The organism is uncultured Polaribacter sp. (genome assembly GCF_947503855.1).
Classification (GTDB): domain Bacteria; phylum Bacteroidota; class Bacteroidia; order Flavobacteriales; family Flavobacteriaceae; genus Polaribacter.
Genome location: NZ_CANNFF010000002.1, coordinates 1 through 13,905, shown reverse-complemented (window position 1 = coordinate 13,905; position 13,905 = coordinate 1). Strand labels below are relative to the sequence as shown.

Annotated in this window: 11 protein-coding genes; 10 read left to right on the top strand and 1 reads right to left on the bottom strand. The window is 35.1% G+C overall.

All coding sequences use genetic code 11. The features are described from left to right. Nucleotides 1-43: 43 nt before the first annotated feature. From Q0662_RS01465 to Q0662_RS01420, 10 genes are all read left to right on the top strand, one after another. The gene (locus Q0662_RS01465; protein WP_113966042.1) at nucleotides 44-337 is read left to right on the top strand and encodes a helix-turn-helix transcriptional regulator; all 294 of its coding nucleotides are present in this window, start codon (nucleotides 44-46) and stop codon (nucleotides 335-337) included. Nucleotides 338-357: 20 nt separating this feature from the next. Beyond that, nucleotides 358-2,421, top strand: a complete 2,064-nt coding sequence (locus Q0662_RS01460) for a Piwi domain-containing protein (RefSeq protein ID WP_298946439.1) — start codon at nucleotides 358-360, stop codon at nucleotides 2,419-2,421. A gap of 63 nt (nucleotides 2,422-2,484) precedes the next feature. After that, nucleotides 2,485-2,880: a hypothetical protein gene (locus Q0662_RS01455; protein ID WP_233586820.1), complete on the top strand. Its 396-nt coding sequence runs from the start codon at nucleotides 2,485-2,487 to the stop codon at nucleotides 2,878-2,880. A gap of 122 nt (nucleotides 2,881-3,002) precedes the next feature. After that, nucleotides 3,003-7,343 (top strand): CusA/CzcA family heavy metal efflux RND transporter, encoded by a 4,341-nt coding sequence (locus Q0662_RS01450; RefSeq protein WP_298946431.1) that lies wholly within the window; start codon nucleotides 3,003-3,005, stop codon nucleotides 7,341-7,343. Between the two features lie 4 nt (nucleotides 7,344-7,347). Further along, nucleotides 7,348-8,553, top strand: a complete 1,206-nt coding sequence (locus tag Q0662_RS01445) for an efflux RND transporter periplasmic adaptor subunit (protein ID WP_278004079.1) — start codon at nucleotides 7,348-7,350, stop codon at nucleotides 8,551-8,553. Nucleotides 8,554-8,555: 2 nt separating this feature from the next. Then, on the top strand, nucleotides 8,556-8,972 hold the full coding sequence (locus Q0662_RS01440) for a Fur family transcriptional regulator (RefSeq protein WP_278004080.1): 417 nt from the start codon (nucleotides 8,556-8,558) through the stop codon (nucleotides 8,970-8,972). A gap of 58 nt (nucleotides 8,973-9,030) precedes the next feature. After that, complete coding sequence (gene merTP, locus Q0662_RS01435) at nucleotides 9,031-9,624, top strand: mercuric transport protein MerTP (protein WP_036122966.1); 594 nt, start codon at nucleotides 9,031-9,033, stop codon at nucleotides 9,622-9,624. After that, on the top strand, nucleotides 9,624-9,830 hold the full coding sequence (locus Q0662_RS01430; protein WP_084176750.1) for a GDCCVxC domain-containing (seleno)protein: 207 nt from the start codon (nucleotides 9,624-9,626) through the stop codon (nucleotides 9,828-9,830). The genes merTP and Q0662_RS01430 overlap by 1 nt, the downstream gene beginning before the upstream one ends. An 11-nt stretch (nucleotides 9,831-9,841) precedes the next feature. Continuing rightward, the gene (locus tag Q0662_RS01425; RefSeq protein WP_298946411.1) at nucleotides 9,842-11,797 is read left to right on the top strand and encodes a heavy metal translocating P-type ATPase; all 1,956 of its coding nucleotides are present in this window, start codon (nucleotides 9,842-9,844) and stop codon (nucleotides 11,795-11,797) included. Nucleotides 11,798-12,570: 773 nt separating this feature from the next. Further along, nucleotides 12,571-12,921, top strand: coding sequence for a helix-turn-helix domain-containing protein (locus tag Q0662_RS01420; protein WP_298946408.1), 351 nt, complete (start codon nucleotides 12,571-12,573; stop codon nucleotides 12,919-12,921). Nucleotides 12,922-12,955: 34 nt separating this feature from the next. On the opposite strand, the gene sul2 is transcribed toward Q0662_RS01420, so the two are convergent. Further along, complete coding sequence (sul2, locus tag Q0662_RS01415; protein ID WP_001043260.1) at nucleotides 12,956-13,771, bottom strand: sulfonamide-resistant dihydropteroate synthase Sul2; 816 nt, start codon at nucleotides 13,769-13,771, stop codon at nucleotides 12,956-12,958. Nucleotides 13,772-13,905: the final 134 nt, after the last annotated feature.

Here is a 13,905-nt window from a genome sequence, read left to right as displayed (position 1 = left end):
TTCTTACATTAGACAAATATTGACAAGTCAAAATATCCCCAAAATGACGTTTGGAGAATACATCAGAGAAATACGAGAAGAAAAGCAATTATTATTAAGAGAAGTTGCTTCTCAAATGAATATTGATACGGCACTTTTAAGTAAAATTGAACGTGGTACTCGTATGGCTCGTAAAGAGCAAGCTGAAGCATTAGCCAAAGTATTAAAACAAAATAAAAATGAATTGCTTCAATTCTGGATGGCAGATAAAATTGTCTTTATGTTAAAAGATGAAAAGAACAGTACGGAAATCCTCAAAATTGTAGAACAAAAAATTAATAGATTGAGCAAGAAGTAGAATTAATAAACCCAAGTATTATGAGTCAGGAACTTTATTTCAATATCATAACGTTTGATTTACCAGACAAACCAATAACTTTTTATTTAAGTAAAGAGAAAATTGGTAATGCTCAAAAGCTCTATAAAACAAAGTTTCCAACCAATATTGAAGAATTGTTTCCTGGTATAAAAGAAGAAAACCCTGATTTCATATACACATCGTTTATTTACGAAAAAGAAGGCTATCATCCCTTATCACTCAATCTAAAGGAACAACCAACCAACTTAATTAAACACTATTATAATTGGCGTATCAAAAAATTCTTTAATAGCATTAAAAAACTTGTTGGTCAAAACTTTGTGAATGATAATCAAATTTGGATAGGTAATAGATCATATCAAAATAAAAGTTTCGCGCAGTATTATAAGTTTACGGTCAAAGTACAAATTAAAGAAGTTAGTGAATATGGTGAGTTAGTTATTTCTTATGATGGTATGGCTAAAGTGTTTAAAAAACCTATTTCTGAAATTATAAAACATACCTCAACAACAAATCTTAATAAAGTTGTATATAAAATGAGGTTATTAAAATATCATAAGGAAAAGGAATTTATTGATGATAACACAAAGGCTTTTGCCATTTTGAATAACGATTTACGTAATGCGTTTAAAATTAAACCAGAACCCAAAGATGATTCCAATAAATATATTGGTTATAAACACAAAATTGATAAGTTTATTCAACATTTCATTTTAAGTGATGAATTTAAGAAAGTTATCCCTGTAAATAATGATGATTACCTGCCAGTAGAAATAAATCGCATTGGTGAAGTAACTGATGAAAGTAATGATTTATTGTTCCAAAATGGTGTTGGTAGAAATCCCAAAATAGATTTTAAGAACTTAAAACCTTTAAATCCTTGTCAGTTAGATAATGTGCATTTCTTCTTTATACATCATACAAGTTATGCTAAAGAAGTAGAAGCATTGCAAAAATTATTGGAAGATGGTACAAGTTGGTATAAAGGTTTAAACATTTATGCAGGTGTTTTAGCACATTTCGATAATGATGTCAATATAGTATTTGATGATTTAGAAAATCCATTACCTCAAATTTCACAAGGTATAAAAGACTTTAAATCAGACCCTAACATTAATTACGTTGCTATTTATTTAAGCCCTTTTAACAAGCACGAACCCAATCTTGAAAAAAAGTTAGTGTATTACAAGGTTAAAGAACAGCTTTTATATAAAAGAATTATATCTCAAGTAATAGAGTTTGATAGATTTAGAAGAAATCAACATAAGTTCATATACGATTTAACAAACATTTCATTAGCCTTATTAGCAAAATTACATGGTACACCTTGGCAACTAAATGTCAAACCTAAAAATGAATTAGTTATTGGTGTGGGTGCATTTAAAAATACCGAAGAAAACATTCGATATGTAGCAAGTGCATTCAGTTTTAAAAATAATGGAAGGTTTAATGAATTTCATTATTTCAGTAAATCTGATGTTAAACAGTTAGGGGGTGCATTAAGTGATGCTATTTGGCAATATGTTCCAACGAATAAGTCACCCGAAAAAATAGTGATTCACTTTTATAAGGATATGAAGGATGAAGAAATACAACCTGTTTTAGAAATGATGGATAAACTTCAATTGCCTTGTCCTCTTTTTGTTCTTAATATTAATAAAACTAAATCACAAGATATTATTGCTTTTGACCAAAATTGGAATGGTGAGTTAATTCCAATGAGTGGCACATATATAAATATTGGCCCTAAAGGAGAATATAAATATTTACTCTTTAATAATTTGAGGTATAACAATACTGTAAAATACCCAAGTCATTCAAGTTATTCATTTCCAATAAAACTTAAAATATCAAGTCCTACACCAGAGGCTTTAAATGATAGTAAAATGATTAGAAAGCTAATAGAGCAAGTGTATCAATTTAGTAGGCTATATTGGAAATCCTTACGTCAACAAAACGTACCAATAACAATTAAATATCCTGAAATGGTTGCAGAAATAGCACCTCGTTTTGAAAGCAAGGAAATACCACCTTTTGGTCAAGAAACCTTATGGTTTTTATAATCCGAAGCCTTTTTTCTTTGCACAACCATTGCATTCAATAATTTGTATATTTGTATAAGTTATATGAAAATATTTGTTTCCATATCAATGTCTATTTTATTCTTTTTTCAAGGGATAAGCATAGATATGGACTTTTGTGGTCCAATTAAAGAAATTTCAAACCTTATTACCCATTATCAAGACCATAAAGTTTATGGAGACTCTTTCCTTGATTATGTAGTTGAAGATTACATTGACAGCGATGCAAAAAATGAAGAGCATCATCACAACCCAGATAAGGAGAATACACCAGTCCATTCCCATAATCAATGCTGTCACCCTTTAGTTTTAATTATTGCTAACAATAATTTGGCTTTAACCAATCGACTAAAGTTTGAAGAGAAAAAACAATATAATTTACATAAAGTAAACTTCACTTCCAGATATTTGGAATCACTTTTCCAGCCACCTAAAGTATAGTTCAGTTTTTTAATGGATAGCTATATCCAATTTTGAGCCTAAAGGGTTCATTTCATTTCGTGTAATTCTATTTTCTTATATCAGAATTATTTCGAATAGTTTAACTGAATTAAAATTTTACTATGATTAATAAAATCATTGATTTTTCAATCAATAACAAATTCATTATTGGTTTGCTTACGCTTACCATAATTGGAGCAGGTATTTGGAGTATGACAAAAGTACCAATAGATGCTGTTCCAGACATTACCAATAACCAAGTACAGGTTATTACACAAGCACCCAATTTAGGTACAGAAGATATTGAACAATTTGTAACCTATCCTATTGAGGTGGCAATGAGCAACCTTCCCGATGTACAGGAAATTAGGTCAATCTCTCGTTTTGGCTTATCGGTTGTTACCATCGTATTCGACGATGATATGGGAACCTATCTACCTCGTCAATTAGTAGCCGAAAAACTAAACGAAGTCAAAGAACAAATTCCAGCTGGTTTTGGAGAACCTACTATGGGACCTATTTCCACAGGATTAGGGGAAATTTATCAATACACCTTAAAAGTAGCACCAGAGTATAAAGACAAATACGACATTGCAGATTTACGCTCAATGCAGGATTGGATTGTACAACGTCAAATGGCAATGGTAGAAGGTGTGGTTGAGGTTAACGCCATAGGCGGTAAAATTAAACAATACGAAGTCGCGGTTGACCCAAACGATTTAAACGCAATTGGATTGACCATTACAGATGTCTTTAATGCACTTGAAGCCAATAATCAAAATACAGGTGGTGCATATATTGAAAAGAACCATCAGGCTAATTTTATTCGTGGAGAAGGCTTGGTACGGAGTTTAGAAGACATTAAAAAAATTACGGTAAAAACCGTTAATAATATTCCTGTAACTATTAATGATATTGCAACTGTGCAATTCGGTTCTGCCATACGTTACGGTGCATTAACCCAAGATGGTGAAGGTGAAGTTGTAGGTGGATTGGTGATGATGCTAAAAGGTGCAAATTCCAATGATGTTATTGCCAATGTAAAAGAGCGAATGGCTCAAATTGAAAAGTCATTACCTGAAGGTGTAATTATTGAACCCTTATTAGACCGAAGTAAATTAATTGGAGAAACAACTTCTACTGTAACCACAAATCTTATTGAAGGTGCATTGATAGTTATTTTTGTGCTTATCTTCTTATTGGGTAATTGGCGAGGTGGTTTAATCGTTGCTTCAACAATACCATTATCCTTATTATTCGCTTTTATTTTAATGAACGTGTTCGATGTTTGGGTAAACTTAATGAGTTTGGGAGCAATAGATTTCGGTATTATAGTTGATGGCGCTGTAATTATTGTAGAAAGTACAGTATTTCTCATTGCATCACAAGTACTAAAAAAGAAACAGCTTACATCCAAAGAGCGAGATAAAGTGGCGTCTAATGCTTCAAAAAAGATGATGAACGCTGCGTTTTTCGGTCAGTTGATTATCCTTATCGTTTTTCTACCCATTTTAGCCTTACAAGGTATTGAAGGAAAGATGTTTAAACCAATGGCATTGACCTTTATTTTTGCTATGATTGGTGCAATGGTACTGTGTTTAACCTATGTGCCAATGATGTCTGCTTTAGTGTTAAGAGCACCAAAAAATGATAAAAAATCTTATGGAGATAGATTTGTGCATTGGGTTGAAGACAAATACCAACCATTATTGGTTAGAGCCTTGCGAAAAGGTAAATGGGTAATTGGTATTGCAGTTGTGTTGTTTGGGATAACCGTTTTTATGTTTTCAAGAATGGGTGGTGAATTTATCCCGCAACTCGATGAAGGTGATATTGCATTTCACGCAATATTAAAACCAGGTAGCTCACTTACAGAAACTATTGAAACTACGACCAAAATAGAACAAATAGTAAAAGCCAAATTTCCAGAAGTCGAAAAAATTGTGAGTCGTATTGGTGTTGCTGAAATACCAACCGACCCAATGCCAATGGATTTAGCTGATGTTTTTGTTATTCTGAAACCTAAAAGCGAATGGACAACAGCAGAGACAAAAGATGAATTGATTGAGAAAATGAAAGAAGCGGTTGAAATCGTTCCTGGTGTTAATTATGAATTTACTCAACCTATCGAAATGCGTTTTAATGAGTTGCTTGAAGGTGTGCGTGAAGATATTGCCATTAAACTCTATGGTGAAGACATTGACATACTATCCCAAAAAGCTGAAGAAATATCTAAAATTATTGCAGGTACTGAAGGTATTGGAGATATGAAAGCGGAAGCCACAACGGGTTTACCACAAATGACCATCAATTACAACCGGAATAAATTAGCACAATACGGACTTCAAATAAATACGCTCAATCAAACCGTACAATCTGCATTTGCAGGTGGTACAGCAGGTGTGATTTTTGAAGGTGAAAAACGCTTCGATTTAGTGGTGCGTTTAAGTTCTCAAAACCGAAAGGATATAACAGATGTTCAAAACCTGTACATCAATTTACCTTCAGGTGCACAAATTCCACTTCGTGAAGTAGCTGATATATCTTATAAAGCGGGACCTATGCAAATAAGTAGGGACAATACCAACAGAAGAACCTATGTAGGTATCAATGTGAGAGGACGTGATGTAAAATCGTTGGTAGAAGAAATTAAAACCAAATTAGATGCACAATTGGAACTACCATCGGGTTATTTTGTACGCTATGGCGGTGCTTTTGAAAATTTAGAACGTGCCAGTAACCGATTACAAACCGTTGTTCCTATCGCCTTATTACTCATATTTATACTAATATACTTTGCATTAAAATCACTACCTCAAACCTTAATGATTTATATAGCCATCCCAATGGCAACTATTGGTGGTGTAGTAGCCTTATGGTTGCGTGATATGCCATTTAGTATTTCGGCAGGTGTTGGTTTTATTGTGTTGTTTGGTGTTGCGGTATTAAATGGATTGGTAATGATAAGCGGACTCAACGAATTAAAAGAAGAAGGTGTAACCAATCTAAAGGATAGAATAGTTGAAGGTACTAAACGAAGAATCAGACCTATTATGCTAACTGCTTTTACAGATGTATTAGGCTTTCTACCAATGGCTATTTCATCATCAGCTGGTGCAGAAGTACAACGTCCTTTGGCAACGGTAGTTATTGGTGGATTATTAACTTCAACTTTGCTTACCTTATTTGTTTTACCAATTTTATATCATTGGGTAGAAAACAAATCTTTTACGTTTAAGCCAAATAAAAAGTTAGTAACAGCAACAGCAGTTGTATTATTACTATTTGGCTTTTCACCACAAAGTAATGCACAAGAGTTGAATGATACAATTCCCGAAATTTCATTACAGGAAGCTGTTAAACTCGCAAAAAGTAATTATCCATTATTGAAGCAAAAGCAGTTGGAAATTACAAAACAAGAACAATTAAAAGCGACTGCCTATGATTTCGGAACGACTCAAATTTTTACAGGTGGAGAAGAAGTTAATAGTGGCAATGGTATTTATACAACCATAGGTATTGGTCAATCTAATATTGATGTGTTTGGTATTGGTTCAAAAAGGAAGTTACAAGAACAACGCATTCAGTTAGCACAAAAAGCCTTTCAACTTTCCGAATTGGAATTGGAATTGGAATTAGAAGTCAAAAAGGCGTGGTCAAAATGCTATCAAATGAAACGGAACTATAACTTGTATAAAGAACTGGATTCCATTTATTCCAAATTTGAACAAGCAGTAGCTTTAAATTATGAAGTCGAAGCTATTTCTAAATTAGAATATTCGGCAGCAAAAAATCAAGCGTTTCAAATTCAGAATAAAAAAGCGCAAGCCTATAGTAATTATCTTATTGCCTTACAACAATTCAATTTATGGTTGGTATCAGAAGAAATTTTTACAGTTTCAGATGAATTTGAGGTAGCGATAGATAGTGATATGGAAACGTTCAGTATTGAAAGTCATCCATTGTACAGTATGTCGCAGAACATTGTAGATGAAGCAGAAGCCAAATATAAAGCTGCAAAAGCAGATAATTTGCCAAAGTTCAATCTTCAAGGTGGTTTACAAAAAGTAAATGGCAATTCAGGATTTTACACCTATCAAGCAGGAATTTCAATTCCGTTTTTATCAGGTTCTAGCAAAGCACAAGTTAGAAGTGCCAGAATTGATAAAGAAATAGCGGAAACCAATGTAGCGTTCAAAAAACAGGAAGTACAATCAAGGTTTGTTCAGGCTAAAGAAAATTATATGAAATGGAAAACATCTTGGGAGTTTTACAAAGACCAAGTTTTACCATTAACAAAAGAGCAAAAAACAGGTGCATTACTGGCATATAGAGAAGGCGAAATTGATTATACTGCATTTACGCAGTTGATAAAAGAAGCAATTCAATCGGAACTTGAAGCACAGACTGCATTAGTAAACTATTTAGAAAGCACATTTCAATTACAATATTTTAATCAATAAGACAATGAAAAATAAAATATATAAAATTCTTACCGTAATGGTGTTAACCATTTTTGTTTCAGCTTGCGGAAATAAAGAAAATCATAACGAGAATGATGGTCATTCCCACGATGAGGAAGAAAAAACAGAAGTTAATGAAGAACATAATGAAAGCGAAGAAGTAATGCTATCACAACAGCAATTCGATGCTTTAAAAATGAAAATAGATACGTTGGCATTACGTAATATGAGCGGCTATGTAGAAGCAAACGGAACGTTAGAAGTACCACCACAAAACGAAGCAGCTATTACTACTGTTGTTGGTGCAAATGTCGTTTCAATTGAAGTGATTGAAGGTGATAAGGTTAATAAAGGTCAAGTTGTGGCTTATCTATCGCACCCAAATATCATACAAGCGCAAACGGATTATTTAAACGCTTATAGCAATAGCGAGCTTGCAAAGAAAAATTATGAACGTCAACAAAAATTATACGATGCTGGTGTTGGTTCTGGTGCTAATTTCCAGAAAGCAGAAGCAGAATATCAAGCATCAAAAGCAATGGTTAATGGTTTAGAAGCGCAATTAAGAATACTCAACGTTAACACTATATCAGTTCGCAATGGAACAATTGCACAGCGCATAGCATTGCGAAGCCCCATTGAAGGTTTTGTGCAAAAAGTCGAGGTTAAGACAGGACAATATGTAGAACCACAAACTGAATTGTTCGAGATTGTAAACACACATCACGTGCACGCAGATTTAATGGTGTTTGAAAAAGATGTCTATAAAGTAAAACAAGGGCAGAAAGTAACTTTTAGTGTTCAATCCATACCAGATGCAGAACTTACGGCCGAGATTTACTCGGTAAGCAAAACCTTTGAAGACAACCCTAAAGCGGTTCACGTGCACGCCGAAATAGAAAATAAATCAGGTAATCTCATTCCTGGTATGTACATTCAAGGAAGAATACAAACCGATAATGCTTTAACAAAGGCATTGCCTGAAAGTGCCATTGTAAAAGATGGCGATAGATTCTTTGTTTTTATAGTAGAAAAAGAAGGGGAAAATTGGGCATTTAAGCCTATAGAAGTGATAACTGGAGAGAAAGATGGAGGTTGGATAGCAGTTGCTTTTTCACAAGAAACACCTGTAAATACCAAGTTTGCATACAATAATGCCTATTACCTTATAGCAGAAATGAAAAAAGGAGATGCAGAACACACTCATTAATTATGGAAAGAATAGAACAATTATTAGATTCAAAAGATATTCGCGTTACGGCAATGCGGTTGCTTATTTATAAATTTCTTGCAGAAAAAGAAATTGCTGTAACGTTAAGTGATATTGAAAATGCTTTTGAAAAAGCAGACAGGACAACCTTGTACAGAACCGTAAAGACTTTTGAAGAAAAAGGCATCGTGCACCAAATAGACGATGGTACGGGCATCACCAAATATGCGTTGTGTGAGCAAGGTTGTAGTTGCGATATTAAAACAGATTTACACTTACACTTTCATTGTACTAATTGTGGTGAAACAGTTTGTTTAACAGACCACAAAATACCTCAAATCAAGGTTCCTGAAGGTTTTATTTCCGAAAATGTAAACTTGGTAGTAAAAGGTATTTGTGATAAATGTAGTGGACAATAATTGCACTTCCATTGCACTGTTTTTAATTGCATTTTTGAAATCAAAGAATTAAGTAATTATGAAAAGTAAATTAGCGATAACAAGTTTGCTTACAGCAATTACAGCTTCATTATGTTGTATAGCCCCAGTTTTGGCTCTAATCGCGGGAACAAGTGGATTTGCTTCAACTTTTTCTTGGATAGAACCATTTAGACCTTACTTAATAGGGCTAACAATAGTAGTTCTTCTATTTGCTTGGTATCAAAAACTAAAACCAGAAAAAGAAATAGACTGTGAATGTGAAACGGATGAAAAACCAAAATTTATGCAGTCAAAAACCTTTTTAGGTGTTGTAACAGTATTCGCAATAGTGTTGTTGGCTTTCCCATACTACTCAAGTATGTTTTATCCCAATTCAGAGAAACAAATTGTTGTCGTTGATAAATCAAATATAAAAACAACAGAGTATAAAATAAGTGGAATGACTTGTGCCAGTTGTGAAGCTCACGTAAACCACGAAGTAAATAAACTTAACGGAATTGTAAACTCAAAAACATCATACGAAAATGGTAACGCAATCATTGAGTATGATAAAACTAAAACAAATGAAGCGGAAATTGAGAAAGCAATTAACGCAACAGGTTATAAAGTAACTGATAAAAAAGAAAATTAATGAAAACCATATTAAAATCGGAAATCACTTGCCCTAACTGCGGACATAAAAAAGAAGAAGATATGCCAACAAATGCTTGTCAATTCTTTTACGAGTGCGAGAATTGTAAAACGGTACTAAAACCAAACGAAGGTGATTGTTGTGTGTATTGTTCTTATGGTACAGTTCCTTGTCCACCAATTCAACAAAACAAAAGTTGTTGCTAAAACAAAACTAAATGAAAAAAAAGAAAGTCAATTTAAGAGATTTAAAACCAAATTCAGAAGAACAACATTCTCACGATGATGGTCACAATCATAGCAATCCTAAAAGTGTTTCAAATTTAAACACCTATTTACCAGCTATTTTCAGTTTCGTAATGTTAATAGTTGGTATTGCTGTAGATTATTTTGAAGCATTTCCTCATTTTTCTGGATGGATTCGTATTCTTTGGTATGTGGTAGCCTATATTCCTGTTGGTTTTCCTGTGGTAAAAGAAGGATGGAAAAATCTTATAAAAGGCGATGTTTTTACCGAGTTCTTTTTAATGTCTATAGCAACTATTGGGGCATTTATAATAGGTGAATATCCCGAAGGCGTTGCGGTTATGCTATTTTATGCAGTAGGCGAATTATTTCAAAGTGCTGCTGTAAATCGTGCAAAAGGAAATATAAAAGCATTATTAGATGTTAGACCTAAAGAAGCCAATGTATTTCGTGAGGGAGATTATAAAAGTGTTTCGCCTGAAGTTGTCAATATTGGAGAGAAAATTCAAATTCGTGTAGGTGAAAAAATTCCATTGGATGGCATTTTATTATCCGAAAAAGCATCTTTAAATACAGCTGCGTTAACAGGAGAAAGCAAACCAGATTCCATTCAAAAAGAAGCAAAGGTTTACGCAGGTAGTATCAATTTAGAAAGTGTTATTGAAGTTGAGGTAACCAACAAGTTTGAAGATAGTTCTATTGCGAGAATATTAGACTTGGTTCAAAATGCTACAGCTCGTAAGTCTAAAACAGAATTATTCATCAGACAGTTTGCTCGTATCTATACACCAATTGTAGTGTTCTTGGCTATTGGTGTTACTTTTATACCTTACTTTTTTGTAGATGATTATATATTTAGAGATTGGTTATACAGAGCATTAATATTCTTGGTAATATCTTGTCCTTGTGCGTTAGTGATTTCAATTCCATTAGGATATTTCGGTGGATTGGGAGCAGCTTCAAAAAATGGAATATTATTTAAAGGTGCTTCATTTTTAGATGCAATGACCAAGATAAATACTTTGGTAATGGACAAAACAGGAACCGTAACTAAAGGTGTTTTTAAAATCAAAGAAGTAAAAGCAATTGATTGGAAAGAAACCGAATTTATGCAATATTTAATGGCGATGGAAGAACAATCCACGCATCCAATTGCTAAAGCAATTTTAGAGTATAAATCAGAAGGAGAAGATTTTGAAGCTCAAGACGTTTCTGAAATTGCAGGTAAAGGATTAAAAGGAATTGTAAATAGTAAAACAGTTTTAGTAGGTAATAAAGCATTAATGATTACTAATAATATAGAAGTCCCAGCGGAAACGGAAAATATTGTAGAATCTATTGTATTAGTTGCAATAGATAACAAGTTTGCTGGTTATGTGGTAATAGCAGACGAATTAAAAGAAGATGCCAAAGAAACAATTGTCAAATTACAAAAAGTTGGTATCAAAAATATTATGATGCTTTCCGGTGACAAAGATTCCATTACTCAACAAGTCGCTAAAGAGTTGAACATCGAAAATGCAAAAGGTGATTTACTTCCAGAAGATAAGTTAAACGAAGTTGAAATATTAAAAAAGAATCCTGAAAATAAAGTAGCATTTATAGGGGATGGTATAAACGATGCTCCTGTTTTAGCAGCAAGTAACGTTGGAATTGCAATGGGTGGTTTGGGTAGTGATGTAGCTATTGAAACAGCAGACGTTATCATTCAAACCGACCAACCTTCAAAAGTAGTTAGAGCCATTAAAATAAGTCGTTCCACACGAAAAATTGTTTGGCAGAATATCATTTTAGCTTTTGGTGTTAAAGTCATTGTCTTAATTTTAGGAGCAGGTGGTTTAGCTACAATGTGGGAAGCAGTTTTTGCAGATGTAGGAGTAGCATTATTAGCAATTTTAAATGCAGTTAGATTACAACGAATGAGTTGATAATTGTCCCCACAAAACAAAACCCAGTTTTTTCGTACCTCAAAATCCTCTGTCTTTTGTTTTGTTCCGCTATCCACCGCACTTGTAGTTTTTGGTTGCCAACCCTCACACAGCACATTGCTTATTTTATTTGCGGGTATATTTTAAAAAGTGGTACAATAAAAAAGCAAAGAGCTGTTCCCAACGCGCACACCAAAAACCACCCCAAGCTATGTTTACATAACGGGTAGTTATAATAGCAGCCGCTACACCCACCGCATCACCAAAGCTGTAGTTATAACGCCATTATGTAAAATAGCCGCTTTTCCCACGCTCACATCCGAACTTTTAATAAAAATCCGAACTAAATTGAAACAATAACCATTTGAAATTTTAGATTAAAATGAAGCATATTCGTTATCTCATTCAAGCTGCACAAAACCATCGTTAAGTCCAAGTATTCCTTACCTCAAGTCTTTGTTTGTTTCATTTCGTTAACAAATATAAAAGACCACTTTTCCCCACCACCCAAGTCAGCGGTTATAAAAAAATAGGTTCATAAAATGTAGTAATAAGCCATAGCATATTGCTTTTTCTCGTACCTCAAAAAAACAAAAAGCTATTGCCTATAAATCCTGTATAAGTAGCTTGTTTAAATGCTGTTTTATCAAACAACTATTTAAAACGCTACCCATACAACCGCTTCATCCAATGCTCAAATACGTATTGTAACCTATTTTTTTAAGAGTTTATGCCCCAAAAAGTGGAAATCAATTAACTAAAAAGAAAACAAGATGATTACAAAAACAATCCAAATCACAGAGGTTACAATAGATGAATTAGCAGATGCGGTAGCAGATAAACTAATGTTTAAAATTGAAAACTACCTTAAAGAATTATCTAAAAAACAAAATGATGAAATCCTAACAAGACAAGAAGTATCCGATTATTTAAAGATAAGTTTAGTAACAATACATTCCTGGAATAAACACGGCATTTTAAATCCAATTCGTATGGGCAACAGAATTTTTTATAAAAAAGAAGCTGATTCTCCGCAAACACACCTAATATTTTTAGTATATTTGCGCACCATAAGGTCGATTATCCTGTCGTCGGGTCGCCCTCAAAGGGGACATGCCTGCTGAACCGCGAATATAGAGAAATATCCCGAATGTGCAGTTAACGAATTCTTGCGGTTTCTTTCAGCGCCGCCAATACCGCCAGCCCGTCGCGCAAGGGGCGCGGCTCGTGTGTGCGGATGAAGTCAGCTCCACCTGCGGCGGCGGCAAGCTCTGCAGCGAGTGTCGCGGCCCCGACATCCCCCGGACCACGGCCTGTGAGCGCGCGCAGAAAGGATTTGCGCGAAACAGACAGAAGCACCGGCAAATCGAAGCGCAGCCGCAATTCATCGAACCGCGCCAGCACCGAGAGCGAGGTTTCGGGAGCAGCCCCCAGAAAAAACCCCATGCCGGGATCAAGGACAAGGCGGTTGCGTTTGATACCGGCACCCGTCAGCGCCGCGATGCGCGCGTCAAAGAACGCCGCAATGTGATCCATGATGTCGCCAGCGGGTGCCTCGCGCCGATCTGCCTGCCCGTCTTGCACCGAATGCATAACGACGAGTTTGGCAGATGATTTCGCCAATTGCGGATAGAACGCAGCGTCTGGAAAACCGCGAATATCATTGAGATAGGCCACACCACGCGACAAGGCATAGGCTTGCGTCGCGGGTTGATAACTGTCGAGCGAGACGGGAATGCCATCTGCCTTGAGCGCGTCCAGCACCGGCGCGATACGCGCGATTTCTGTGTCGGACGAAACAGGCGCGGCGTCGGGATTGCTGGATGCCGGACCGAGGTCGATCACATCTGCCCCCTCGGCCATCAGCTTACGCGCCTGCGCAATGGCTGCGTCTGGCGCCAGATACCGGCCTCCATCGGAGAAACTGTCCGAGGTTATGTTGACGATGCCGAAAATGATGAGCGATTTATTCATGGGGGCTTCTATAATAATACCTAAAATCCGCAGGTAGTTAATTAGGATGTTTAAAGATTCTGATTATCCGTTTATGCACCTGTTATATTCGCAATTACTAGTCTGTCAAAGAGTTTGTCTCCAAAATACCGTCT

Excerpts from the sequence above, each read along its gene's own strand:
- Q0662_RS01460 (WP_298946439.1), top strand. The coding sequence starts at position 358 with ATGAGTCAGGAACTTTATTTCAATATCATAACGTTTGATTTACCAGAC.
- Q0662_RS01465 (WP_113966042.1), top strand. The coding sequence starts at position 44 with ATGACGTTTGGAGAATACATCAGAGAAATACGAGAAGAAAAGCAATTA.
- Q0662_RS01420 (WP_298946408.1), top strand. The coding sequence starts at position 12,571 with ATGATTACAAAAACAATCCAAATCACAGAGGTTACAATAGATGAATTA.
- sul2 (WP_001043260.1), bottom strand. The coding sequence starts at position 13,771 with ATGAATAAATCGCTCATCATTTTCGGCATCGTCAACATAACCTCGGAC.
- Q0662_RS01455 (WP_233586820.1), top strand. The coding sequence starts at position 2,485 with ATGAAAATATTTGTTTCCATATCAATGTCTATTTTATTCTTTTTTCAA.
- merTP (WP_036122966.1), top strand. The coding sequence starts at position 9,031 with ATGAAAAGTAAATTAGCGATAACAAGTTTGCTTACAGCAATTACAGCT.
- Q0662_RS01430 (WP_084176750.1), top strand. The coding sequence starts at position 9,624 with ATGAAAACCATATTAAAATCGGAAATCACTTGCCCTAACTGCGGACAT.
- Q0662_RS01450 (WP_298946431.1), top strand. The coding sequence starts at position 3,003 with ATGATTAATAAAATCATTGATTTTTCAATCAATAACAAATTCATTATT.
- Q0662_RS01445 (WP_278004079.1), top strand. The coding sequence starts at position 7,348 with ATGAAAAATAAAATATATAAAATTCTTACCGTAATGGTGTTAACCATT.
- Q0662_RS01425 (WP_298946411.1), top strand. The coding sequence starts at position 9,842 with ATGAAAAAAAAGAAAGTCAATTTAAGAGATTTAAAACCAAATTCAGAA.
- Q0662_RS01440 (WP_278004080.1), top strand. The coding sequence starts at position 8,556 with ATGGAAAGAATAGAACAATTATTAGATTCAAAAGATATTCGCGTTACG.